Here is a 24,556-nt window from a genome sequence, read left to right on the forward strand (position 1 = left end):
TTGTTAACAACTGTCGTACAGCACGGTTAACGAGGATCTGATGGCAACCAAGGCCGTGGCCGACCGGGGCAGCGCGAGCGCGGGGACGACGCCGGAGCGGGTCCCGATGGGGACCGTGATCGACACCGACATCTCCGCCCGGCTCGACCGCCTGCCCTGGGGGCGCTTCCACGTCCTCGTCATCGTGGCGCTGGGCATCACCTGGGTGCTCGACGGCCTCGAAGTCACCCTCGCGGGCTCCCTGGTGGGGGCGCTGCGGGCCGAACCCATGAGCTTCACCGAGTTCGACATCGGCCTCGCGGCGAGCTCCTACCTCGTCGGCGCCGTCACGGGGGCGCTGGGCTTCGGCTGGCTCACCGACCGCATCGGCCGCAAGAAGCTGTTCTTCATCACCCTGGCGCTCTACCTCGCCGCCACCGCAGCCACCGGCCTGTCCTGGAATATCTACAGCTTCTGCCTGTTCCGCTTCCTCACCGGCGCCGGCATCGGCGGCGAGTACACCGCCATCAATTCGACGATCCAGGAACTCGTGCCGGCCCGCGTGCGCGGCTGGACCGACCTCGTCATCAACGGTTCGTTCTGGATCGGCGCCGCGATGGGGTCGTTCCTGTCGATCGTGGTGCTGCGCCCGGGCATGATCGACCCGGCCTGGGGCTGGCGCATCGCCTTCTTCGTCGGCGGCGGCATCGGCCTGATCATCCTGCTGCTGCGCACCTGGATTCCCGAGAGCCCGCGCTGGCTCGCCACCCACGGCTACGTCGCCGAGGCCGACCGCGTGGTCACCGGCATCGAGAAACGCTTCACCGACGAGGGCCACATCCTGCCGCCCATCGACGAGAGCAAGCGCATGAAGCTCCGGACCCGCAGCCACACCCCCCTCAAGGAGGTGTTCGGCACCATGCTGGTCGGCCACCGCAAGCAGACGTTCGTCGGTCTCGCCCTGATGGTGGCGCAGGCGTTCTTCTACAACGCCCTGTTCTTCACCTACGCCCTGGTGCTGCAGAGGTTCTACAACGTGCCGGGCGACCATGTCGGCTGGTACCTGCTGCCCTTCGCGCTTGGTTCCTTCCTCGGTCCGCTGCTGCTGGGCCGCCTGTTCGACACCATCGGCCGCCGGCCGATGATCGCCTTCACCTACGGCATCTCGGCGATCCTGCTGGCAATCACCGGCTACCTGTTCAAGATCGACGTGTTCGGCCCGGTGGGCCAGACGGCAGCCTGGATGGTGGTGTTCTTCTTCGCCTCGGCCGCCGCGAGCGCCGCCTACCTCACCGTGGCGGAGACCTTCCCCCTGGAGATCCGGGCGCTGGCCATCGCGGTGTTCTACGCCCTCGGCACCGGCATCGGCGGCGTCTCCGGCCCGCTCCTGTTCGGCGCCCTGGTGGAGACCGGGTCGCGGGACAACGTGCTGATCGGCTACCTGATCGGCGCGACCCTGATGGCGGTGGCCGCCGTGGTCGGCGGGATCTTCGGCACGGCAGCGGAGGGCAAGTCTCTCGAAGAGGTCTCGAAACCTTTGGCCGCGGCCTGAGAACCTTCCGTTTGGTGCCGGCAAAGCTTGAAACCACCGGGGATGGTCGGTGTTGGTCTAAAAACCGACCCCCATCACGCCCATCCCCGGAAGGACCTCATGCGGATCATCTCCCCCACGCTCGCGCTGGTTCTGTCCAGCGGCCTCCTCGCCGGCAGCTCCGTGGCCTTCGCCGAGGGCAATACCCCGGCCGAAATCAAGCAGCCCGGCCCGCCGCGCATGACGGCACCGGGCGTGGTGGGCAGCCCTGTGGTGAAGCCCGGCGGTATCGACAACAGCGGCCCCGGATCGATCGGCACCATCGCCCCAGGGGCCACGGGCGCCTCAAGCATCTCGAACAATTCCGGCGCCTCCGGCAATGCCGAGCAGAACCAGAAGCCGATCGGCAACACCGGCGGCGGGGGCGGCGGCGGAAGCTGATCCGTCCGGCTCCCCCTCGCGCGACAGCGACGTCACCGCTCTCGCACGCGACGCCTCTGTTGCCTGGACGTACGGACCTGTTCCGGCCGAGAGGATCGATCCGGACGCCGGATCAGGGCTCGCGGCGTTCGGCGAAGAAGTCCCGCAGCAGCGCCGCGGCCTCCCCCTCGCGCAGGCCCCCATAGACGTCCGGCCTGTGGTGGCAGGTCGCCTGGTTGAAGAAGCGCGACCCGTGCTCCACCGCCCCACCTTTCGGGTCCGCGGCCGAGAAGTAGAGGCGCCGGATGCGGGCGAACGAGATCGCGGCCGCGCACATCGCGCAGGGTTCGAGGGTCACGTAAAGGTCGCATCCGCTCAGGCGCTCGTCGTCGAGGGTCTGGCAGGCGGCCCGGATCGCCAGGATCTCCGCGTGGGCGGTCGGATCGCGCAGCGCCCGCGGGCGATTGTGGGCCACGGCGACGACGACTCCGTCCCGCACCACCGCCGCCCCTACCGGCACCTCGCCCTCCCCGGCCGCCCGGCGCGCCGCCGCGAAGGCGAGGCTCAAGGGGTCGGTGGCGGCGGGCTCGGTCTCTGGCATCGGCGGAATCCTGCGGATCGGCCCCCGATCCCTGGCGCCCGATCCTTGGCGCCCGCGACGCCGCTCCGCAACTCTCGGTGCCGGCGATCCTTGGCGTCACAGTCCTCGGCGTCACGCTATTCGGCATCATGCTACTCGGCGTCACGATCCTCGACGCCCACGATGCGGTCGGTCCGCCGTTCTGGGCCGTGGCACGGACCCGGCCGGCTTCACGAGCATGTTAAAAGCCGGAACATCATCCGGGCGTGGCCGTTGGGGTGAGCAATGCGGCACGGCCGAGACGACGCCGACCGCCAACCCGAAGACGAGGAGCGCACGATGAGCAGCACCACCGACAAGATCAAGGGTCTCGCCAACGAGGCTGTCGGCAACGTCAAGCAGGGCATCGGCAACGTGACCGACAACGACAAGCTGAAGGCCGAGGGCAAGGCCCAGGAGCTCAAGGGTGAGACCCAGAAGACCGTCGGCGACGCCAAGGATGGCGTCAAGAACGCCGCCGACACGGTCAAGAGCAAGCTCTGACTCGCGCGGCCCTGGAGCGATGATCCGGGCGCGTTGATTTCGGCCTGATGAATTCGGAAAGGCGGCGCAAGCCGCCTTTTTCACGTCTGAAGCTTCCCTGTCCGGGGCCTGCATCCACCGAACCCGCGGCCCTTGCGCGCGGGATCACTCGCAACAACGCGTCCGCTCTGTTATGGGGCAGGCATGACCGACAAGACTGACGATACGATGGGCAAGTCTGAGGACGCGCCTGCCAAGACCTCCCGTTCGAAGCCCAAGGCCTCGACAAAGGCGCCGAGCAAGACCGTGGCGGCGCCGAAGATCCCGGAACAGACGACCGCGGAACCGAAGGCCCGCGCCGCCGCACCCGCCGCCGAGGCGGCCGGGGGGTCGGCGCGCAAGCCCGCGAAGTCGGCCAGTGTAGGGAAGGCCAAGGCCGGAACGGCCGAGCCTGCGCAGGCGAGCCCTGCCGAAGCTCCGGCCGTCAAGACGTCCGCCGTGAAGACCGGCGCCGGCAAGGCGAAGGCTTCGGCGGCGACGGCTTCGGACGCCCCACCTGCCGACGCGAAGCCTTCGAAAGCGAAGTCCGCGAAGCCGGACGCCTCCGCGCCGACGCCCGCCGAGCCGGTGAAGGCCAAAGCTTCGAAAGCGACTGCCAAGGCGAAGGCAGAGACCGCCGACGCCGCGCCCGCCAAGTCTGTCGCGTCCGCCGAGTCTCCGGCTCCCGTCGAAGCCGCCGAATTGGTGAAGACGAAAGCCGCGAAGTCCAAGCCGGCCAAGGCCGAGGCCGTTGCTGAAGTCGCCCCGGAGACATCCAAGGCCAAGGCCGGGACGGCGAAGACCGCGAAGGCGAAGACCTCGAAGGCGAAGGCTCCCGAAACTGCGACGCGCGAGTCGGCCGCCGCCGAGGCCGAGGCACCCGCAGCCAAATCCTCAAAGGCCGAGGCTCCCGCGGCCGAGGCGGACGCGCCTGCCGCCGCCGAGCCCGCGCCCAAGCGCACCAAGGTCAAGGCCCCCGAAGAGCCGCAGGCTTCGGCCGCACCGAAGGCTTCGGCCGAGCCCTGGGCTCCGGCGACCGATGCCGGCATTCCCGGCCCTTCGGCCGAGGAGAAGCCGAAGGTCCGGCACGCCGCCATGCCCCGCGGCGGCGATGCGCCCCTGCGCCGCAAGACCCCACTGGCGAAGCCCGCCCAATCGCGACCCGAGGCCCCCGCATCCGCCGGCCCGGCCCGTGACGAGGGCACGCCCGAGGGCGACCGGATCGCCAAGGCCATCGCCCGCGCGGGCATCGCCTCGCGCCGGGACGCCGAGGCGATGATCGAGCAGGGCCGCGTCACCCTCAACGGCAAGGTGCTGACCTCGCCGGCGATGAACGTGACCCCCGACGACCGGATCACCGTCGACGGCGAGCCGCTGCCGGCCCGCGAGCGCACGCGCCTGTGGATCTACCACAAGCCCCGCGGCCTCGTGACGACGGCCCGCGACCCGGAAGGGCGCCAGACCGTCTTCGACAACCTGCCCGAGGACCTGCCCCGCGTCGTCGCCATCGGGCGCCTCGACATCAACACCGAGGGGCTGCTGCTCCTCACCAACGACGGCGGCCTCGCCAAGGTCATCGCCCATCCGGATACCGGCTGGCTGCGCCGCTACCGCGTGCGCGCCCACGGCGACACCACCCAGGCCGAGCTCGACAAGCTGCGCCGGGGCGTCACCATCGACGGCATGGATTACGGCCCGGTGGACGCGACCCTCGACCGCGCGTCCGGCGACAACCTCTGGCTGACGCTCGGCCTGCGCGAGGGCAAGAACCGCGAGGTCAAGCGCATCCTCGAGCATCTCGGGCTCGCGGTGAACCGCCTGATCCGCCTCTCCTTCGGGCCGTTCCAGCTCGGCGATCTCGAGGCGGGCCTCACCGAGGAGATCCGCACCAAGGTGCTCAAGGAGCAGCTCGGTCTGGCGCTGTCCGAGCAGGCCGGCGTCGATTTCGAGAGCCCGGTGCGCGAGCCGATCGCGCCCTTCGGCTCGCCAAAGCAGCAGGCCAAGCAGCCCGCCCGCAGTGCCTCGGCCGCCCAGCGCCGGTCCTCCGACGACGAGGCGCCGCGCGGGGGTGGCCGCCCGATGGCGCCGGTCAAGCCCGCCCGGGTGCCCACCGGCGGCAACAGCGCCGGGCCGCGCCGCTCCGTGTGGCGCGCCGAGGACGAGGCTCGTCCCGAGGACGCGGCGCGCCGGGTCAAGATCCCGCGCCGGGGCGCTGATCCGAAGGCCGAGCGCGAGGCCGCCGCCTCCCGGGGCCGCGAGCGCGTCGGTGCCATCAGCACCGGCGAGCGCCGCGTCCTCGTGGAGCGCCTGAAGTCGAGCCCGCAGGAGCCTGCCGCCGAGCCGCACCGCCGCGACAGCGCTGTGCGCCGTCGCAGCGATGAGACCGCCCCTCGCGAGGACCGCTTCCCCCGCGCCGAGGCGCAGGCCCGCCCCTTCCGGCAATCCGACGACCGTGCCTCGGGGCCTCGCACGGCCGGTGACCGGCCCGCCCGCAGCTTCGGCGGCGAAGGCCGGCCGCCGCGTCGGGACGACGACCGTCCGCGCGGGAACTTCCGCGCGCAGGACGGCGCCGAGCGCCGTGGTCCGCCCCGCGGGAGCCAAGACGGCGCGGAGCGCCGTGGTCCCCCGCGCGGGAACCAGGACGGCGCCGAGCGCCGTGGTCCGCCCCGCGGGAGTGAAGACCGTCCGCGCGGCCCCTTCCGCAGCAGCGCGAATCGCGCCGAGGGCGGCGACGACCGCCGGGACGCTTTCCGGGGCGACAAGCCCAGTGGCTTCCGCGGCAACGACCGCCCCGGCGGCGAGCGCGGTGGCTTCAAGGGCGGCCGCCCGGATGGCGAGCGCGGCGGCTACAAAGGGACCCGCCCGGAGGGCGATCGCGGTGGCTACAAGGGCGCCCGCCCCGACGGCGATCGCGGTGGCTACAAGGGCGCCCGCCCCGACGGCGAGCGCGGTGGCTTCAAGGGCGGCGGCAAGCCGGGCGGCGGCTTCAAGGCGGGCGGCAAGCCCGGCGGCAAACCGGGCGGCTTCAGCCGCGGCGGCTCCGGTGGCGGCAAGCCCGGCGGCGCCCGTCCGCCTCGCGGTGGCGCACGGTGAGGATCGTCGGCGGCGATCACCGTGGTCGCCGCCTCGCCACCCCGAAGACCGACGCCATCCGGCCGACCTCGGACCGCCTGCGCGAGGCGATCTTCAACGTCCTCGCGCATGCCTATAACGACGCCGTCACGGGAGCCCGGGTCCTCGACCTGTTCGCCGGCACCGGCGCCCTCAGTTTCGAGGCCCTGTCCCGCGGTGCGGCCTACGCCCTCCTGGTCGACGAGGGCACCGAGGCCCGAGCCCTGATTCGCGAGAACATCGAATCCTTCGGCGCCGAAGGCGCGACCCGCCTGTTCCGGCGCGATGCCACCCGGCTCGGCCCGGCCGGCACCAGCGGCACCTTCACCCTGGTGTTCTGCGACCCGCCCTACAACCGCGACCTCGCCCCGGCGGCGCTCGCCAGCGCGGCGGATGGCGGCTGGCTCGCCCCCGGCGCCCTCGCGGTCGTCGAGGAAGCCGCGAGCGTCCACGTCGCCCTGCCGGCCGGATTTACCGAGCTGGAACGCCGGGTCTATGGCGACACCGCGCTCGCCTACGCGCGCTACGCCGGCTGAGGCGCGACCTCGTCACGACCCTCTTGGTATACGGACGCCCCCGCGCCACGACCTTCGTGGTATACGGGCGCGACCCAGGCGCGCGCGGCGGACCCCCGCGGCGCCCGGGCGCGTTTCCCCGGTATGGCCCTCGCCGAACCCCGAACCGATCTTGCCGAGAGCGATCCGGCCGCCTCCGCGCCTGCCCCGGCGCCGGGTCCGTCCCGTCTCTGGCGCCCGCGCCGGGTCCTCGTCACCCCGGCCGCCCTAGAGCACGCCCACGGCCGCGCGATGGTGGCCCGCGCCGAGGCCCTCGGCCTGCCGGTCGAGCGCTTGGCTGCCAACCGCCTGACAGGTCTACGGAATTCGGATCCGCGGACCGCCTATCGCGAGGCCAAGGCGACGCTGGCCATCGTCGTCGCGCCGCCGACCAAGCTGAAGCTCCAGCCGATTCCCCCGAGCGCCGACTGGCGCTTCGACCTCGCCGAGGGCTGTCCGGCCCATTGCCAGTACTGCTATCTCGCGGGTTCGCTCTCCGGCCCCCCGGTGACGCGGGCCTACGCCAACCTCGACGCGATCCTCGACAACCTCCACGCCTATCTCGGCCAGGGCGCCATCACCTCGACCCAGGCCGATCGCGCCCGAGAAGGCACCACCTTCGAGGCCTCCTGCTACACCGATCCCCTCGGCATCGAACACCTCACCGGCTCGCTCTCTGCCGCCATCACCCGGTTCGGCGCCTGGGACGCGCCGGTCCAACTCCGCTTCACCACCAAGTTCGCGGCCGTAACGCCCCTGCTCCGCCTCGCGCACAACCGGCGTACCCGCATCCGGTTCTCGGTCAATGCACGCGCCGCCGCTCGCTACGAGGGTGGAACGGCGAGCCTGGATGCGCGGCTGACGGCTCTCCGGGACGTCGCGGAGGCCGGGTATCCGGTCGGTCTCACCATCGCGCCGATCCTGCCCGTGCCGGACTGGCGGGACGCCTATGCGGGCTTGATCCACGACGTCTCGGTGGCGTTGGCCGGCGTGACGGACGTGGATCTGACCGTCGAGCTCATCACCCACCGCTTCACGCCCGGTTCGAAAACCGTGCTGCAAGATTGGTATCCCGGTTCGGATCTGCCCATGTCCGAGGCGGAGCGAAGTCGTAAGCTGACCAAGTTCGGATCGGTCAAGTACGTCTTCCCGAAAGATCTGATGCAATCCATGCGCGCTTGCCTGACGGAAGAGATCCAGCGCACCTTACCCAAGGCCCGTATCCTCTACTGGACTTGAGGTCTTGTCGCGAATTCAGCGCGGTAAGCCCTCGTCGAAGCGGCTGCGCGCTTCCTGGATCGCCGGAAGATTCGAGAATGCCCACGCGCCCAGGGCCTGGACGGGGTCCTGGAGGGACCGGCCGAGATCCGTCAGTTCATACTCCACCCGCGGCGGGACGGTGGGATACACGGTCCGGGAGACGAGGCCGTCGCGCTCGAGGCCCCGCAGCGTGAAGGTCAGCATCCGCTGCGAAACGCCCCCGACTAGGCGCTTCAGTTCGTTGAAGCGCCGGGGCCCATCCGTCAGGATCATCACCACGAGAATCGACCACTTGTCCCCGATCCGCGACAGGACCGTGCCGACGACCCGGCAATCGCCCAGGTTGTGCCGTGTGTCCGTCCTGGTTCCCTCGTTGTGCCCCAGTTCCACGAATGTGCCTCCTTGCGCGGGAGCGCGTCTGGTCCTCTATACCGCCTCGGTACACTTCTGATACCGGGAATCGAAGATGAAACTCCTCCACGTCGATGGAAGCATTCTGGGCGACCATTCGGTCAGCCGCGCGGTTTCAGCCGCGATCGTGACGCATCTGCAGGCGGGGGCATCGGACCTCGACGTCACCTACCGCGATCTCGCCGCTACGCCGATTCCGCATCTCTCCGGCGCCTATCTGGCAGGCCAGCAGCCGAACGCGACGAACACGCCGGACATCCAGCACGACGTGGCGCTCGGCCGGACCGTCCTCGCCGAGTTCCTCGCCGCCGACATCGTGGTGATCGGCGCGCCCCTGTATAACTTCACGATCTCCTCGCAGCTCAAGGCCTGGATCGATCGCATCCTCGTGGCGGGCCAGACCTTCAAGTACACCGAGAGCGGCGCCGTCGGCCTCGTTCCACAGAAGCGGGTCATCGTCGCCGTAGCCCGGGGTGGCCTCTATGGACCCGGAACGCCGAACGCCGCGGCAGAGCATTGCGAGACCTACCTGCGCGTGGTCCTGGGCTTCATCGGCATCACGAATCCGGAGGTCATCGTCGCCGAGGGCATCGCGCTCGGCCCGGATGCCCGCCAGAAAGCTCTGGACGAGGCGCTGAAGGCCGCCGCGAACCTGCCGGCGGTCTAGCGTCGACCGAAGAGCCGCTCGATGTCGTGGAGCTTCAGCTCCACGAAGGTCGGGCGGCCGTGGTTGCAGGTGCCGGCGAGCGGCGTCGCTTCCATCTCGCGCAGGAGCGCGTTCATCTCCTCCGGGCGCAGACGCCGGCCGGCCCGAATCGAGCCGTGGCAACTCATCCGCGACAGGATCGCGTCCAGGCGCCGACCGAGGGGCCCGGCACCCTCGTCGGTCCCGTCCGGGCTCTCGTCTTCGAGACCGCTCTGGCTGAGTGCATCGAGGATATCGATGACGAGGTCCCGGATCGAGGCGCCGGAGAGCGCGGCCGGTACCTCCCGCACCAAGACGGCGCCCGAGCCGAAGGGCTCCAGCGTCAGGCCCAGCCGGTCGAGATCGGGTGCCGCCGCCACGAGGCGTTCCGCCTCGCCGGGCGCCATCTCCACCACGTCCGGGATCAGTAGGCCCTGACGCGCGATGCCGCCCCGCGCGCGCTCGCCTTTGAGGCGTTCGTAGACCAGGCGCTCGTGGGCGGCATGCTGGTCCACAAGGACGAGACCGTCGGCCGTCTGGGCGACGATGTAGGTCTCGTGTAACTGAGCCCGCGCCGCGCCGAGGGGGTGCGCCTGGTCCTCCGCCGGCGCAAGAGCCGGGCGCAGATCTGCCGCCGGGGGCGCGAAATCCAGTGCGAAGCGGGCCTGGGGGCCCTCAGCCAAACCTGTGAGAGCCGGCGAGTGCGGCGCCGTCTGGTGATACGAGTAGGGCGCGGCAACGGACGGCATCGAGCGCGGTCGGCTCGCCGAGAACACCGGGTAGGCACCGGCCCCGGAATGAGCGGTGAGATCCGTCGGCCGCAGGGCGTCCAGCGTGTGGGCGCTGCCCATGGTCGAGCCACGTAGGCCCGCCTGGCGCAGAGTCTCGTGGATCGCGCTAACGATCAGGCTTCGGACCAGACCGGGATCGCGAAAACGCACTTCAGTCTTGGCCGGATGCACGTTGACGTCCACCAAAGCCGGATCACACAGGATCGCCAGGGCCAGGACCGGGTGGCGGTCGGAACTCATCGTATCGGCATAGGCCCCCCGCACGGCGCCGAGCAGCAGTCGGTCCCGGACTGGCCGGCCATTGACGGTGAAGTGGATCTGGCTCGCGGCGCCCCGATGGAAGCTCGGCAGACCGATGTGACCCGAAAGGGCGAAGCCTTCGCGGGCCATGTCGAGGGCCAGCGAGTTCCCACCGAACTCGGTACCGAACACGCCGGTCAGCCGCCGGAGAACCGCCGAAGGACCCGCCTCTGTCACGGCCGGGACAACCAGCGGTGTCCCACTTTCGGATCGCAGGACCAACCGGATCTGGGGCTGAGCAACCGCGAGCCGACGCAGGGTATCTCCGATCGCCGCCGCTTCGGCCCGGTCGGACTTGAGGAATTTCAGGCGCGCAGGAGTAGCGGAGAACAGATCGGACACCTCGATGCGCGTGCCGCGCGCGCTTGGGGCTGGGCGGACCTCGCCCTTGTTGCCCGCATCCACCGTGAGCGTGACACCGGTCTCGGCCGTGGCCGTCCGACTGGTCAGGGTCAGGCGCGCGACCGCCCCGATGGAGGGTAGGGCCTCGCCGCGAAAGCCCAACGTTTCGATACAGCTAAGATCTCCCCCCGGCAGCTTGGACGTGGCGTGCCGCTCCACAGCGAGCGCAAGATCGTCCGCATCCATGCCCGCACCGTCATCGACGACGCGGATCAGGCGTCGACCGCCTCCCTCGATCGTGACCTCGATGCTGCGTGCGCCGGCATCGATTGCGTTCTCGACGAGTTCCTTGACAGCAGAAGCGGGTCGCTCGACGACCTCGCCCGCTGCGATACGGTCGACGAGGATCGGATCGAGGCGACGGACGGGGCGAGGTGGCGTGGACATGCGGAGGAAACTATAGGTGCCCTCGGACCCAGCCGAAAGGTCATGAGGGAAACGTTGGTTCGTGTCACACCGGTTGTCGCTTTCACCCTCGCTTCCATCGTTGGAAACAAGTTCGGCGGTATGAAGACCTTGCGGTTTCGTTTCGAAGGGCGCGTCCGCGCGTGAGGGCCAAGCTGCAGCGCTGCCGCACCGTATGGGGCCGTACCGAACAGCGCGAGACACTTCCGGGCCTGCGTACCGTGACCAACGCCGTGTACCAGCCGGCGACTCCTGACGGGAGCTGGGCCCTGTGCGATGCCGATGGCACCATCATTGAATTCGGCGCCAATCCCATGCTGACCGACGTCGTGGACGAGGCAGACGATCGCCCGACACTCTTCATCGGTCCGCTGATCACCCATTATGGCCATTTCCTCCTCGGCACGTTCGCGCGCCTCTGGCCGCTCCTCTCCTGGACGGGACCAAAGCCGCGCCTCCTCTGCTATGCGGAAGGCCCCCTGGATGCGCTGCACGCGAAGTGGGCGACGCTACCGTTCCTCGCCGACATTCTCGCTCGCTTCGACCTGACCATCGAAGACCTCGTCACCTTTCAGAACGTGACGCGGGTCCCGACGCTGCTGGTCCCGGAGCCGAGCGTGAAGGAGCAGGATCTCACCCACGCAATCTACGGCACGCTGACGCGATTTACCGGCGAAGCCTTCTACGATCTGGCCGCTGTCGATCGGGAAGCGCGACCTGTCTACCTATCTAAGGCCAGGCTGGGTTCGGGGATCTCGCGACTCCGCAACGAGGACGTGTTGTGCGAGGCACTGGCGCGGCAGGGGGTCGACATCGTCTTCCCGGAGATGCTGCGGTTTCCCGAACTGGTCCGGCTCCTCTCGGAGCGTAGAATGGTCATGGGAACGGCCGGGTCGGCGTTCCATACCGCCGTCTTCGCCGCTCCGAACCGTCGGATCCTGGCGTTGAACTGGACGCCTCCGGTCCACGCCAACTTCCCCCTGCTCGATGCACTGAACGGCACCCAGGCGCGGTACTACTACGTTCCTGGGAGCACGATCGGCGACGAGCCGGGCTTTCATTTCGGCTGGTCGATCCCGGATCCCCACGCGGTCGCGAACGAGATGATCGAGCGCGCGAACGCCTTCGATAGCCTCGATGCCCGCGATGCCGCCGAGGACGCGGCACGGTGGCGAGCCAAGTGGATCCCGGGCTGGAAGCCGGTGCAGCGCTGGCTCGAACGTCGCCTGTGACGGCTTAGGCGACGCCCGATCGGAGCAGATCATGGTAGTGAACGAGCCCGACCGGGCGGTCGTCCTCGACGACGATCAGCGCCGTGATCTTCATCGATTCCTGGATCTCCAGGGCCTTCGCCAGCAGCGTCTCGGGAGCAACCGTCCGCGGCGTGCCGCTCATCAGCGCCTCGACCGCGAGGCTATCGAGATCCGTGCGGAAGACATTTCGGCGTAGATCGCCGTCCGTGAGGATTCCCGCGAGGCGTCCATCGGCGTTCACCACCACCACCGAGCCGAACCCCTTCGCATCGATCTCGGCGATAGCCGCGCGCATCGGTGTCCCGCGTGGGACCACCGGCAGCTGGGATCCGGTATGCATCACCTCGCGAACCTGACGCAGCGAGGCGCCGAGGCGACCGCCCGGGTGAAAGATGCTGAATTCCCGCGCCGAGAAGCCCCGCGCCTCGAGAAGTGCGATGGAGAGCGCATCGCCGAGGGCGAGCTGCATCGCCGTGGACGTCGTCGGGGCCAAGCCATTCGGACAGGCCTCGCGCGCCTTGGGGAGGGTCAGGCAGATGTCGGCTTCGCGGCCCAGGGTCGACGAACTGTTGGACGTGATGGCGATCAGACCGACGCGGTAGCGACGGGCGTAACCGATGATATCGGCCAGCTCCGTCGTCTCGCCTGACCACGAAAGCGCGATCACGACGTCCTCGGGCTGGATCATGCCCAGATCGCCGTGGCTCGCCTCGGCGGGATGAACGTACAGGGCGGGCGTCCCGGTCGAGGCCAGCGTCGCCGCGATCTTGCGTCCGATATGGCCCGATTTGCCCATGCCGGTGAGGATGGCGCGACCCTTGGCGCGGGCGATGCGCGACACCGCCTCGGTGAACGCTGCACCGAGACCATTGCCGATGGACTCCATCAAGCAGGCGAGCCCGTCGCGTTCGGTTTCGATGGTCCGCAGGGCGGAGGCGACCGCCGGCGAGAGCGTCGAATCCGTGGGGATCGAGGTGGGGTGCAAGGCCTGGACGCTGTCTGCTGGAGCCATACCGGCCCGTATCCTTCTCGTCAGATCGCGTGCGCTTAAGGCGCCACGGTCGCCTGCCTATGAACAGGGAATGTGGTCGGATGGCGACTCTCCGGCACCCCCGTGATGTCCTCCGAGCCGCGTTGACGACCCATTAACCGTGCCGGTTGTAGGCCTGTTAACCATGAGGTCGAAGCGTCTTCCATAGGGGGGGCGGCCAGGCATCGTCCGTCTCGCGCATCCGCAGGCGGTCCAGGTCTCGAAGCGCCGTCTTCGGCGTCAAGGTCAGCGGAAAGACGTCGATCCGTGACACGCGCAGGGCCGATTGCAGGATGGCGCAACCAAGGCCTTCGCGGCTTTGCCCTGATCGCTGCCCTCACGCTGCCGTCCTACGCCCAGGCTCAGGCGCTCCCCTCCGGTGCGCCCGACAGCGTCCTCGGAACGCCCGCCGTGGGCGATGTTCAACCGTTGGGCGCGGGTCTGCGAGGCAGTGCCGTCTCGGGCAGCGGGGTCCTGAACAGCAACGGTTCAGCCACCGGCGGTGAGACGGTAGGCAGTGGAGGCCTAGCCACCCGTGCGCTGGCCGGCAGCCGATCCGGTAGCGCCCTTGCCTCCGGCGGAACGAATGGACCCAACAATCGCGGTCTGACGAACCTCCTGCGGCTCCGGGCGATCCCGCCGCGCCGCTTCGGCAGCGCTACCGTCCGGCCGGTCCGCTCGATCACGCAGGTGCCCTCGTACGACTTGCGTCTCACACCGGTGGTGCGCAGTGCCGTGAGCGGTGTCCCGCTGCCGACGGTGCTGCCGCTGGCCGGTGTCCAGACGCCGGGCTTCTTCCTCTCGACGGCGCTGCGGCGGCCGATCACGATCGACGAGGCCTATGCGCCGCTCGGGATCAAGGTCGGGACCTTCACGATCCTGCCGGCGATCCAGCAGAGCATCGGCTACGACACCAACCCCGACCAGATCACCAATCGGCTGGCCAAGCCGTCGCTGGCGCTGCGGACGGACGGGGAATTGAGCTTTCGGAGCGACTGGTCGTCGAGCGAGCTCACCGGCGACCTGCGGGGCGGCTACGTCGATTATCCCGACAATCAGGGCGCCAGTCGCCCGAACGGGGCCGGCGTGACGCGCCTACGGATCGATGCGAACCGCGATACGCGGATCGAGGTCGAAGGCCGATTTCTCCTGGAAACACAACGCACTGGCACGCCCGACCTGGCGGCCGCCACGGCGACCCGGCCGCTGATCGCGAGCTATGGCACCACGGTCGGGGTCACCGAGCGGTTCAACCGGGTCCAGGTCAGCTTGAGGGGCCTGCTCGACCGCTCGGAGTTCGAGGATGCGCAGCTCTCCGATGGCACCATCATACGGCAGAGCGATCGCAACCTGAACCAGTACGGCCTGCAACTGCGGGCCGGATACGAGATCTCGCCCATCATCACGCCCTTCGTCGATGTCCTGGCCGACACGCGGGTCTACGATCTACGCGTCGATTCCTCCGGAATACGGCGCGATTCGGATGGCATCACGCTTTCGGCCGGCGCGACCTTCGCGTTGACCCGCTTCGTGACCGGCGAAATCTCGGTGGGACTTCAGCACCGCAGCTACGTCGACCCGGCCCTGCGCGACCTGACGGCGCCCGTCATCAATGCGGCGCTGATCTGGAGCGCGAGCCCGCTCACCACGGTCCGCCTCAATGGAGCGACGGGCGTGATCGAGACGTCGGTGCCCGGTTCGAGCGGTGTGCTGACACAAACGGCGACGCTGGAAGTCCAGCACGACCTCCTGCGTAATCTTTCGCTGACCGGCGGGATCAGCTACCTGTCGAACGACTACGACCGGGTGAACATCACCGAACGCGGATTCTCGGCGACGGCGCGGATCGACTATCGTTTCAACCGCTGGCTGGCGATGCGCGGGAGCTACATCTACCAGCGCCTCGACAGCACCTCGGCCGGTTCGAGCTTCCACGCGAACACGTTCCTGCTCGGCCTGCGCGTCAATCCGTGACGCGGAGGCCCACTTTTTCCGCGCGGTATACCGAGAGGGTCGTGACGAGGTCGCGGGGTTTTCAGCGCACCATCGCGAGCGACGCACCGGATTTCGACAGCGCGCCGTCGAGGGCCCCGCCACCCTGGCGCAGCCGGGCCGCGACGGTGCCGCCGGGCTGGTAGAGGTAGACCTCGCCGTCCCGGTAATCCCAGGCGGTGACCTTGGAGAGGTCCTTGTTCGGGCAACCGGAGGCGCTGGCCTTGTAGAGGTCGAGGGCCGGAGCGCTCGAGAGGGAGACCTTGCAGCTCGCGCCGGTGGCGTCCTTGGCATTCCAGGTCCCAACCACGGACGAGCGGCCGCTCGCCACCACCGGCGGCGGGGCCGGGGCGACCGGGGGCGCGTCCGGGGCGATCACCGGGGTCGAGGGAGCGACGGCCACGGTCCCGCCCACGGGGGGCGGCAGGTCGGCCGGGGCGGCGGTGGCGCCCGGCGGCGGGGCCAGCGGCTCCGAGGTGACCGGGCCGGAGGGCATGGCGGGGACGACGGGCTCCAGGGCCGCCTGGGGGCCGGGGGCGATCCGGCTGCGGGTGGGACCGTCGAGGCGCTGGGAGGCACAGGCGCCGAGGCTGGCGGCGAGCGCGAGGACGGCGGCTGTCGACAGGAGCGAACGCGGCATCGATGTCATGTTCCGGGCAGGTGCGGGCGCGGAGCCGGGGGGCTCGGCGTTTCGGCCTGCGTCACCGGCAATTGCGCTGGCGGCAAGGCACCGAACCCGGCCCGCGCGGGATTTGCCGGGACCGCTCGATGTTTGGCGGCGGGTGTGGCGTTCGTGCCTCAGGGGCCGGCCGCCGGCCCGTCGCAGGGGCCTGCCGGGAGACCGCCCGCCGACCTCCCGTCAGGCCGAGCGACGGAATCGCGTTCGAACCCGGGGCGGCGGTCCACGGGTCGCACTCCGGGCCAAATTGTGGCGACATGTGTTCGACAGTCTCTTGAGAGTGACTGAGAAGATTCTGCCAGTAGAGCGTGTCGGGGTGCAAGCAGCTGTCCAGTTTCGGCACAATCCTGCCTCACAAATGCCGAGTCGACCGGGTCGGATAGCCTCGTGACGGATGGCGCAGTCTCGCGCCCGTCGCCCGCGCCCCCTCGGGCCCGGATCGAAGGCCCGGCAGTCGCGCCGGCCCATGCAGGGGATGGCGCCGACCATGGCTGAAGCTGCCGAGCGTTCCAAGTCGATCGGGTCGGGGCGTATCGCCCGTGGCCTCGGCCTCGTGGCCCTCCTCCTCGGCGCCGGTGCCGCGGGCGTCGTCGCCTGGTCCCGTCCGCCGGCCGAGAATCCGAGCCTTGTCGTCGCGACGGCGGTGACGCCGCCGCTGCCCGTCGGTTTCGACCCAGCCCCCGCCTCGGAGATCGCGGCCGCGACGCCCGACGAGGCGACGCCCGCGGCGCCGGTCGCCTCGCTTCCCGAGCGCGTCGCCGACGCCGCGACCCCCGGTCCCGAGGTCGCGTCCGATGCGGCGCCGGAGCCTGCACCCACGGCCGCGGCGGAGCCGGTGGTGGCACAGCCTCCCCTCGTGGCGCGGTGGGTGCCGCTGCCCGTGCCGCGTCCCCCGGAATTCCGCGCCGGGCGCGTCTCAGCCCGGGCGCCGCGCGCGGCGCCCGCCCGCACCACCAGCGCGGCGCCGCCCCCGGAGGACACCCGCTCCTTCATCGAGAAGCTCTTCGGCGTGGAGAGCCCCGAGCCGCCGCGCCTCGCCTACGCGGCCCTGGAGACGAAGCCCGTCGACAACGTGTTCCGGCGCGCCCTGAGCGCCGTGCCGACCAGCCCGACCGGCGGCGTCGCGGTCTACGATATCCGCGCCAAGGTCGTGACCCTCCCGAACGGACAAAAGCTCGAGGCCCATTCGGGTCTGGGGGAGAGCATGGACAATCCCGGCCACACGCACGTGCGGATGAAGGGGCCGACGCCGCTGGGCACCTACGACATCCGCGAGCGCGAGCAGCCGTTCCACGGCGTCCGCGCCCTGCGCCTCACGCCCGTCGGAGGCCCCGAGGCGGTCCACGGTCGGGTCGGCCTCCTCGCTCACACCTACATGCTGGGTGCCAGCGGTGCCTCGAACGGCTGCGTCTCGTTCCGCGACTACGAGACGTTCCTGCAGGCGTATCTGCGGGGCGAGGTCCAGCGCCTCGTCGTCGTCGCGGGCGGCTAGGACCCCGCGGCCGCCCGGCGGCACTTCGCAGTTCGGCCGGGTCGGAAGATCTGACGCCGGATGCCAGGGCATTCGGCCCGCCGCACGCGCCCTGCCCGTGTCTTCGTACGGAGGCCGGCGCGTCCACCGCTGCTACCTCTCGGCACCCGTCACAGCATTGGGCTCGACTCGGTTCGCAAAAGACCTTGCGACGACGGTCGGCCCGTTGTCCACGCGTCGCCACGACGCCAGGAACCTGCGCTGCCACCGCCTAGAGTGCACGATCATTACAAATGAAACCGATCTAATACTCTGTGTTCAATATTGATGGTTTCGAAACAAAATCGAGATTAACGATAGATTGGTTCTGGTCTTGCCTGATAAAGCCTGTCCGCTGATGGGCTGAATGATCAGGCGAGAGATTCAGGATGCGGCGCCGTACCTTCGTGGCGAGTCTCATGGGGCTCATCGGGTCCCGTTCCGCATCGGCGCAGATGATGCACGACATGGGTACCATGGCGGGCCACGGCACCCGCCCACACGCGAAGCCGGCCGGACCCGTCCTGCCGCAGGGGCAACCGTTGCGCGCGCTGCCGCGCCTGTCGAACGAATCGACCGTGCCCGGCCGCTTCAGCGCGACGGTGACGGCCGGCCCGGGCGTGGTGCGCTACGCGGAGGGGCTGGAGACGCCCGTCCTGCTCTTCGACGGCGTCCAGCCCGTGATCGAGGCGACGGAGGGCGATCGGATCGCGATCCGGTTCCGCAACCGAATCCCCGGACAGCCTTCCACGATTCACTGGCACGGGATCGCGGTCCCATCCGATCAGGACGGCAACCCAATGAACCCGGTCGCGTCGGGGGAGGAGCGCCTCTACGCCTTCGACCTCCCCGCGGACAGCGCGGCGACCTACTGGTTCCATCCGCACCCGCACGACTTCACGGCCGAGCAGGTCTATCGCGGCCTGGCTGGCGTGTTCCTGGTCCGGCCCAAGGTCGATCCCATCCCGGCCGCCTACGGCGACACGCTTCTGATGATGACGGATCTGCGGATCGCCGCCGATGGTACGATGCCGCCGAGCACCAGGGCCGACGCCATGAACGGCCGCATCGGCGACCATGTCCTGGTCAATGGACAGAAGAACCCGGTCCTGGCCGTGGCGCCCGGTGAGAAGCGCCGCATCCGTCTCGTCAACGCGACGAATGCCCGGTTCCTGCGCATGGGTTTCGACGGCGCGCGCATGCTTCTCGTCGGCACCGATGGTGGTCTGGTCGAGACCCCGGTTTCGGTGGACGAGGTGATGATCACGCCGGGCGAGCGCGTGGAACTCATCGTGACCTTCGACCGGCCCGGCGAGGCCCGGCTGACGACGCGCGCTTACGACCGGGGCTGGATGGGGCCGGACGAGCCGAAGGAGACCGGACGGGTCCTGCTGACCGCCCGGGTTTCGGGACGGCCGGCTGCCGCCTACCCACCCCTGCCGCAGGTCCTCCGACCGATCGTCGCGCTCGGCGAACCGGTCGTCTCCCGGCGCTTCGTCCTCAGCGAGGACGGGATGCAGGACAGTGGCCTAGACGGCATGAAGGACATGCTGGCCATGAAGGGCATGTCCCAGGGCGCCACGGCGCACACGGAGGCCAGCCCGTCCGCGCCCCTCGACGGCATGGGCATGCGGTTCCTGATCAACGGCCGGAGCTTCGATGCGAAACGCATCGACGCGGTCTCGAAGGTCGGTCAGGTCGAGTCGTGGTCCATCGTCAACGGGTCGGACATGGACCATCCCTTCCACATCCACGGGACCCAGTTCCAGATCGTGGACATCGAGAAGGCCGGCGTGGTCCGGACGCCCGCATACCGGTCCTGGAAGGACACCGTGAACGTCGCGATCGGCGAGACGGTCCGCATCCGCCTGCGCCAGGATCTGCCGGGACCACGGATGTACCATTGCCACATCCTCGAACACGAGGATCTCGGCATGATGGGCACGCTCGACGTCCGGGCCTGACCCGACCCGGCCGGCGCGCGCCTTTCGGATCCCGGACGCGATCTCAGTCTCATTCTCGGCCTGGGCGCGGGGGCCGGGACCGCCCTCCCCGGCCGTTGGGACATCCGCCCGCCGACGCCCGCGCGGGGTCGACGTCAGGCCGCCCGGATGGCGTCGAGGAAGGTCTCGACCTCGCGCTGGACGGCCACGGCCTGGGTCGAGAGTTCGGCCGCCGCCATCATCACCTGCTGGGCGGCGCTGCCGGTCTCGCCGGCCGAGGCCAGCACCTGGGCGACGTTCGCCGAGACGTCCTGGGTGCCGCGGGCGGCCTCGACGGCATTGCGCGAGATCTCCCCGGTCGCCGCCGTCTGCTCGATGACAGTTGCCGTGATGGTCTCGGTGATCGTGCTGACCGAGCCGATGGTCTGGCTGATCTGCCGGATCGCCGTGACGGCCTGGGCGGTGGCCTGCTGGATCGCCGCGATGTGTCCGCCGATCTCGCTCGTGGCCCGCGCCGTCTGGCCGGCCAGTTCCTTGACCTCCGTGGCGACCACGGCGAAGCCGCGTCCGGCCTCGCCGGCCCTGGCCGCCTCGATGGTGGCGTTGAGGGCCAGGAGATTGGTCTGGCCCGCGATGCTGGAGATCATCGTCACGGCCTCGCCGATCTGCTCGGCGGCCGCCGACAGGCTGGTCATTGCCGCGTCGGTCGCCTGGGCTTCCCGCGTCGCCGTGGTCGCGACCGTGTTCGACTGCTGCACCTGACGCTCGATCTCGCGCAGGGAGGCCACCATCTCCTCCGCCGCCGAGGCGACCGTCTGCACGTTGGCGGAGGTCTGCTCGGCTGCGGCACTGGAGGCCTGGGCCTGGTGGCTGGTCGCGTCGGCCACGCCCGTCATCGAGCGGGCGGTGGCGTCGAGTTCGGTGGCGGCCGCCGTGACGACCGCGATGGCGCCGCCGATCGTCCGCTCGAACCCCCCGACCAGTTCGTCGACGCGGTCGGCGCGGCGCTGGCGGGCGGAGCGCTCCGAGACCTGCTGGGCCTCCAGCGCGATGCGGGCGATGGCATTCTGCCGGAAGACGTCCACGGCCTTGGCCATCGCGCCGATCTCGTCCGTCGCATCTTGCGACGGCACCGCGACCGCCGTTTCCCCGGCGGCCAGGCGGGTCATGGCCTCCGTCATGCCGGCGATGGGCCGGATGAGGCTGCGGGCGATCAGAAAGGCCAGCGTCCCGCTCAAGATCAGCGCCACGACGAGCAGACCCTGCTGCAGGCGCTCGCTGGCCTGGATGCCGCCCTGGGTCTCCACCAGGACCTCCGCCATCCGCGCCTCGGCCATGGCCAGCGCCTTGGCGGCGACGGCCTGAATGCCCGCCAGCTTCGGCTTGACGCTCTCCTCGAACACTGCGCGGCTCTCCTCCAGCGCCTTCGCGGCTTCCTGGAAGGTGACGTCGTAGACGGTGAGGGCTCCCTCGGTCAGCGTCAGCGCGCTGGTGAACTTCCGGCCGGAATCGATGTTATGCAGGGCCCTGGCCGCGGCCGTCGCCGTCCGGCTGCTCTCCGTGAACACGGACGGCCCGGTCGGTTCCAGCGTGGCGAGGAAACGCCAGTTGGACAACCGCATCATCAGGATCGCGCTCTCCAGGGTCTGAGCCTGAAGCAGCTGCGCCTCGGTGCCCTTCGCCCGGACCTCGGCGATCAGGGCGCCGGTCAGGCGGGTCAGGTCGTTGCCGCCGCCGAACAGACGCGCGCGGGCCGCCGCCACCGCGGCACCGGTGGTGCCGAGGCGGACGACGTCCTGCCTGAGATCCTCGCCCCGGTCGCGCAACTCGGCGTAGAGCTTCCGGCGTTCCTCGGACACCGTGTTGCTGGTGACGGTCGCGCTCTGGTGCACGATGCGCTGGCGCGTCTCCTCGAGCGTCGTCAGCAGGTCGGGCTTCGCCGAATTCCGGTAGTCGAGCGCCTGCGCGGCGAACCGGTCGGCGAGACCAGAAATCGTCACGATGTGGCGCGTGTTGACCTGTATTCGATCGCGTTGCTCAAATTGAGCAAGAACGTTTTGGAGCTGATACTGCGCCGCACCGCCGATTCCAGCGGTAAGGAGCGTCAACATGCCAATCCCGGCAAAGAGCCGTGCGCGAATACCGAGCTTCATGGGTCCGTCTCGTGGCGTGCTAGCGAGGCGGCCATTTTCAAATGCAGATTGAAAGAAGCTGTTAAAACGACCGCCTTTCTCAGGAGATGAGTGGCCCTTTTTCAATCACATGATCGGCTTTTACGCTACAATTCGGGTCTTAGTCTGGCATAGGTGTCCGGGGCGCGATCCCGTCGATCACGAGGCGCAGGTGCTTGGGGCCGCGCAGGGCCGAGCCGGGACGGTAGGGCGGCGGATCGCTCGCCAGGCGGGGGTTCTTCAGGCGCTGGGCCAGGGCCACCAGGGCGGCCTCGACCTCGAAGCGGGCCAGGGGCGCGCCGACGCAGTAATGCAGGCTGCCGCCGAAGCCGAGATGGCGGTTGTCGGTCCGGTCGGGGTCGAAGCGGTCCGGCTCGGCATAGACCTCGGGATCCCGGTTGCCGGAGGCCAGCAGCAGCACGAGGGGCGCGCCCTCCGGGATGGTCACCCCGTTCTGGGTGATCGGGCACAGGGTCTTGCGGGTGCGGAACTGGACCGGGGGCTCGTAGCGCAGCAGCTCCTCCACCACGCGGGGCGCGCGGGTCGGGTCCTCGCGCAGGCGCCGCAGCTCCTCCGGATGGCGCAGCAAGGTCAGCATGCCGTTGGTGATGAGGTTCACCGTGGTCTCGTGGCCGGCCACCAGCATCAGGATCGCGGTGGCGATGAGGTCGAAGTCGCTCATGCGCCCGTGGCCGTCGACGCGCTCCGTCGCCAGCCCCGACAGCATGTCGTCCTGCGGGTCCTTGCGCTTCTCGGCGATCAGGCCCTGCATGTAGTCCGAGATGGCGTCGAAGGTCCGGCTGTTCTCGGCGCGCAGGTCGTCGTCCTGCAGGGTGTCGGGTTCGAGGGCGGTGGCCAGCTGCGTCGCCCAGCCGTGGAACTGCGCCTCGTCCGCCGGCGGGATGCCGAGGAGTTCGCAGATCACGGTGACGGGGAGCGGATAGGCGAGGTCGTCGACGATGTCGATCGCCGTCGCATCCCCGAGCCTGTCGAGGATCTCGTCCACCAGGACGTGCGAGCGGGCCCGCAGGGCCTGCACCCGCTGCGGCGTGAACTGCCGCATCACGGCGGCGCGCAAGGTGTCGTGGTCGGGGGGATCGCGGAAGATGAAGGGGCGGTGGGTGTCGGTGATGTGGTCGCGCACCGGCTTCACCAGCCAGTCCTTGAGCGGATTGCCGGTCTTGGGCCGGTCGGCCGGCGGCAGGGTCTCGGAGCTCACCCGCGGGTCGTGCAACAGGCTCGCGATCGCCGCGTGGGAAGCGGCCACGTAGGTGCCGTCCTCCTGGCGCGAGACCGGGCATTCCCGCAGGCGGGCGAAGAGCGGGTACGGGTCCGGCCGGGCGGCCTCGTCCTTGATCTGCGCGAACAGGGTGTGGTCGCTCATGCCGCGTCCTTCTCGGGAGATGTGGGCTCGGCGGGTTCGGGAAAGGCCGGGGGCAGCACGGTGAAGGGGCCGGCATCGACGCCCCCGGGCTCCGGCGGGAACGGCGCCCCCGCCGCGATGAGCTCGGCATAGGTCGGGAGCCAGCGGGCGCAGTCGAAGGCCACGGCGGCGATGCAGCGGCCTTCGCGGCCGTAGACCGCCACGAACCGACCCTCCTTCAGGCTGCCCCGGGCCACGACGAAGCCGTCGGCGCCCGTGGTCAGGCCCACCGACTTGAGGGTGATGCCGCCCTGGCTCGACCAGAAGGCCGGGACCTCGGCATAGGGCTCCGGCGCGAGGCCGGCCAGGAGCCGGCCGGCATGCTGGCCCTGTGCGACGGCGTGGCCCCAGTGCTCGAGCGCGATACGTTGCCCGGGATAGAGCGGATGGGGGAAGCGCGCGACGTCGCCGGCGGCGGCGATCCGGGTGTCGGGCTGCTCGGATTCGTCGAGGACGTAGCCCTGTGCGTCGCAATCGATCCCGCCCTCGTCGAACGCGAGGCCCGAGCCGGCGAGCCAGCCGGTGTTGCGCACCGCACCCAGGGCCACCACCACCACGTCGGCGGGCAGGACCGTGCCGTCGGCGAGGCGGACCCGCGCCACGCGGCCGGCGCCGTCATCCTCCAGGGCCGCCACCTTCACGCCGCTGCGGATGGTGGTGCCGAGGCTGGTATGCAGGGCTTCGACCACGGAGCCGAGATGCTGGCCGAGCACCTTGGCGAGCAGGGTCGGGCCGGTCTCCACCAGGGTGACGGCGAGGTCGAGGGCCCGGCACGCGGCCGCGACCTCGCAGCCGATGAAGCCGCCGCCGATGACGACGACGTTGGCCGGGCCGGCGGCGAAGTCGCGCCGCAGGGCCTCGGCCTCGTCGCGGCCGCGCAGGGTGTGCACCCCCGCGAGCCCCGCCTCCGCAGGGTTCGGCCAGGCGCGCGCGGAGGCCCCGGTAGCGATGAGCAGCCGGTCGTAGGGCACCCCCTCGCCGCTCGCGAGGGTCACGATTCGTCGGGTGCGGTCCAGGCCCGTGGCCGCGTCGCCGAAGCGCCAGTCGGCCTCGAGCGCCACGAGGTTCGGCAGCGTCGTGGCGTCGGCCGCGACCTCGCCGGTCAGCACCGCCTTCGAGAGGGGCGGCCGATCGTAGGGGCGGTGGGGCTCGGCCCCGATGATCGTCAAAGGGCCCCGGAAGCCCGCCTGCCGCAGGCTCTCGGCGCCGCGCAGGCCGGCCAGCGAGGCGCCGACCACCACGACCCGCATCTCGGCGTCGCTCATCGCGGGTCGGCCCCGGCATCCTCGACGCGGATGGCCTGGACCGGACAGGCGATCCGGGCACGTTCGATGTCGTCGCGGGCGGCGGCCGAGGGGGCCGGGTCGTAGTGCAGGGCCTCGCGACCCTTCAGGACGAAGTGGTCGGGGGCCGCGTAGCAGCACTGGGCGTAGGCCTGGCAGAGGTTGAGGTCGACGGTGACCCGCAGGCCTCCGGCGGCGCGCCGCCCGTCGGCGCTCGGCCGGTCGTGATGGTTCAAGTCGGACATGCTTGCGCAATGTACCCGGCCCGCTCCCGGTTCCGAC

General features: G+C 70.1%; 20 protein-coding genes. 11 read left to right on the forward strand and 9 right to left on the reverse strand.

Annotated features, from left to right (window positions below; genetic code table 11):
• The first annotated feature begins 40 nt into the window (after positions 1-40).
• Together AC1MGR_RS18970 and AC1MGR_RS18975 are read left to right on the forward strand one after the other, a co-directional pair.
• Positions 41-1,531 (forward strand): MFS transporter, encoded by a 1,491-nt coding sequence (locus AC1MGR_RS18970; RefSeq protein ID WP_480232561.1) that lies wholly within the window; start codon positions 41-43, stop codon positions 1,529-1,531.
• Between the two features lie 99 nt (positions 1,532-1,630).
• A complete protein-coding gene (locus tag AC1MGR_RS18975; RefSeq protein ID WP_480232562.1) occupies positions 1,631-1,951 on the forward strand; it encodes a hypothetical protein in 321 nt (106 codons plus the stop codon).
• A gap of 112 nt (positions 1,952-2,063) precedes the next feature.
• On the opposite strand, the gene AC1MGR_RS18980 is transcribed toward AC1MGR_RS18975, so the two are convergent.
• On the reverse strand, positions 2,064-2,531 hold the full coding sequence (locus AC1MGR_RS18980) for a nucleoside deaminase (RefSeq protein WP_480232563.1): 468 nt from the start codon (positions 2,529-2,531) through the stop codon (positions 2,064-2,066).
• Positions 2,532-2,849: 318 nt separating this feature from the next.
• On the opposite strand from AC1MGR_RS18980, the gene AC1MGR_RS18985 reads away from it, so the two are divergent.
• The 4 genes from AC1MGR_RS18985 (at position 2,850) to AC1MGR_RS19000 (ending at position 7,975) form a co-directional block, all read left to right on the forward strand.
• Positions 2,850-3,053: a CsbD family protein gene (locus AC1MGR_RS18985; RefSeq protein WP_056474959.1), complete on the forward strand. Its 204-nt coding sequence runs from the start codon at positions 2,850-2,852 to the stop codon at positions 3,051-3,053.
• Positions 3,054-4,166: 1,113 nt separating this feature from the next.
• Entirely contained in the window at positions 4,167-6,164 is a 1,998-nt protein-coding gene (locus AC1MGR_RS18990; protein ID WP_480234838.1) for a pseudouridine synthase, read from the forward strand.
• Positions 6,161-6,718, forward strand: coding sequence for a 16S rRNA (guanine(966)-N(2))-methyltransferase RsmD (rsmD, locus tag AC1MGR_RS18995; RefSeq protein ID WP_480232564.1), 558 nt, complete (start codon positions 6,161-6,163; stop codon positions 6,716-6,718). The genes AC1MGR_RS18990 and rsmD overlap by 4 nt, the downstream gene beginning before the upstream one ends.
• 123 nt (positions 6,719-6,841) lie before the next feature.
• Positions 6,842-7,975: an SPL family radical SAM protein gene (locus AC1MGR_RS19000; protein WP_480232565.1), complete on the forward strand. Its 1,134-nt coding sequence runs from the start codon at positions 6,842-6,844 to the stop codon at positions 7,973-7,975.
• Positions 7,976-7,990: 15 nt separating this feature from the next.
• On the opposite strand, the gene AC1MGR_RS19005 is transcribed toward AC1MGR_RS19000, so the two are convergent.
• Positions 7,991-8,386 carry a winged helix-turn-helix transcriptional regulator gene (locus tag AC1MGR_RS19005; protein ID WP_108034310.1) on the reverse strand — a complete coding sequence of 132 codons (396 nt, stop codon included), beginning with the start codon at positions 8,384-8,386 and terminating at the stop codon, positions 7,991-7,993.
• 76 nt (positions 8,387-8,462) lie between these two features.
• On the opposite strand from AC1MGR_RS19005, the gene AC1MGR_RS19010 reads away from it, so the two are divergent.
• On the forward strand, positions 8,463-9,074 hold the full coding sequence (locus AC1MGR_RS19010) for an FMN-dependent NADH-azoreductase (RefSeq protein ID WP_480232566.1): 612 nt from the start codon (positions 8,463-8,465) through the stop codon (positions 9,072-9,074).
• On the opposite strand, the gene mutL is transcribed toward AC1MGR_RS19010, so the two are convergent.
• Positions 9,071-10,972 (reverse strand): DNA mismatch repair endonuclease MutL, encoded by a 1,902-nt coding sequence (gene mutL, locus AC1MGR_RS19015; RefSeq protein WP_480232567.1) that lies wholly within the window; start codon positions 10,970-10,972, stop codon positions 9,071-9,073. The two genes, AC1MGR_RS19010 and mutL, sit on opposite strands and share 4 nt — an antisense overlap.
• Before the next feature lie 161 nt (positions 10,973-11,133).
• Here mutL and AC1MGR_RS19020 point away from each other — a divergent pair, with 161 nt between their 5' ends.
• Positions 11,134-12,222 (forward strand): glycosyltransferase family 61 protein, encoded by a 1,089-nt coding sequence (locus tag AC1MGR_RS19020; protein WP_480232568.1) that lies wholly within the window; start codon positions 11,134-11,136, stop codon positions 12,220-12,222.
• Positions 12,223-12,226: 4 nt separating this feature from the next.
• Here the strand turns inward: AC1MGR_RS19020 and AC1MGR_RS19025 are convergent, their stop codons facing one another.
• Complete coding sequence (locus AC1MGR_RS19025) at positions 12,227-13,255, reverse strand: KpsF/GutQ family sugar-phosphate isomerase (RefSeq protein ID WP_480232569.1); 1,029 nt, start codon at positions 13,253-13,255, stop codon at positions 12,227-12,229.
• A gap of 723 nt (positions 13,256-13,978) precedes the next feature.
• Between AC1MGR_RS19025 and AC1MGR_RS19030 the strand changes: the two genes are divergently transcribed.
• Positions 13,979-15,247, forward strand: a complete 1,269-nt coding sequence (locus AC1MGR_RS19030) for an outer membrane beta-barrel protein (RefSeq protein WP_480232570.1) — start codon at positions 13,979-13,981, stop codon at positions 15,245-15,247.
• A 61-nt stretch (positions 15,248-15,308) separates the two neighbouring features.
• On the opposite strand, the gene AC1MGR_RS19035 is transcribed toward AC1MGR_RS19030, so the two are convergent.
• Positions 15,309-15,905 (reverse strand): AprI/Inh family metalloprotease inhibitor, encoded by a 597-nt coding sequence (locus AC1MGR_RS19035; RefSeq protein WP_108034304.1) that lies wholly within the window; start codon positions 15,903-15,905, stop codon positions 15,309-15,311.
• 526 nt (positions 15,906-16,431) lie between these two features.
• Here AC1MGR_RS19035 and AC1MGR_RS19040 point away from each other — a divergent pair.
• Together AC1MGR_RS19040 and AC1MGR_RS19045 are read left to right on the forward strand one after the other, a co-directional pair.
• A complete protein-coding gene (locus AC1MGR_RS19040; protein ID WP_480232571.1) occupies positions 16,432-17,436 on the forward strand; it encodes a DUF2778 domain-containing protein in 1,005 nt (334 codons plus the stop codon).
• Between the two features lie 407 nt (positions 17,437-17,843).
• A complete protein-coding gene (locus tag AC1MGR_RS19045; RefSeq protein WP_480232572.1) occupies positions 17,844-19,418 on the forward strand; it encodes a multicopper oxidase family protein in 1,575 nt (524 codons plus the stop codon).
• A gap of 134 nt (positions 19,419-19,552) precedes the next feature.
• On the opposite strand, the gene AC1MGR_RS19050 is transcribed toward AC1MGR_RS19045, so the two are convergent.
• The 4 genes from AC1MGR_RS19050 to AC1MGR_RS19065 all read right to left on the reverse strand — a co-directional run bounded on the left by AC1MGR_RS19050 (position 19,553) and on the right by AC1MGR_RS19065 (position 24,519).
• Positions 19,553-21,397 (reverse strand): methyl-accepting chemotaxis protein, encoded by a 1,845-nt coding sequence (locus AC1MGR_RS19050; RefSeq protein WP_480232573.1) that lies wholly within the window; start codon positions 21,395-21,397, stop codon positions 19,553-19,555.
• A 292-nt stretch (positions 21,398-21,689) separates the two neighbouring features.
• Complete coding sequence (locus AC1MGR_RS19055) at positions 21,690-22,952, reverse strand: cytochrome P450 (protein WP_108034301.1); 1,263 nt, start codon at positions 22,950-22,952, stop codon at positions 21,690-21,692.
• Complete coding sequence (locus tag AC1MGR_RS19060; protein ID WP_480232574.1) at positions 22,949-24,256, reverse strand: NAD(P)/FAD-dependent oxidoreductase; 1,308 nt, start codon at positions 24,254-24,256, stop codon at positions 22,949-22,951. The genes AC1MGR_RS19055 and AC1MGR_RS19060 overlap by 4 nt, the downstream gene beginning before the upstream one ends.
• Complete coding sequence (locus AC1MGR_RS19065; RefSeq protein WP_055952804.1) at positions 24,253-24,519, reverse strand: ferredoxin; 267 nt, start codon at positions 24,517-24,519, stop codon at positions 24,253-24,255. Before AC1MGR_RS19065 ends, AC1MGR_RS19060 begins: the two co-directional genes overlap by 4 nt.
• Between the last annotated feature and the right edge of the window lie 37 nt (positions 24,520-24,556).

The organism is Methylobacterium sp. BI1, from assembly GCF_056680125.1.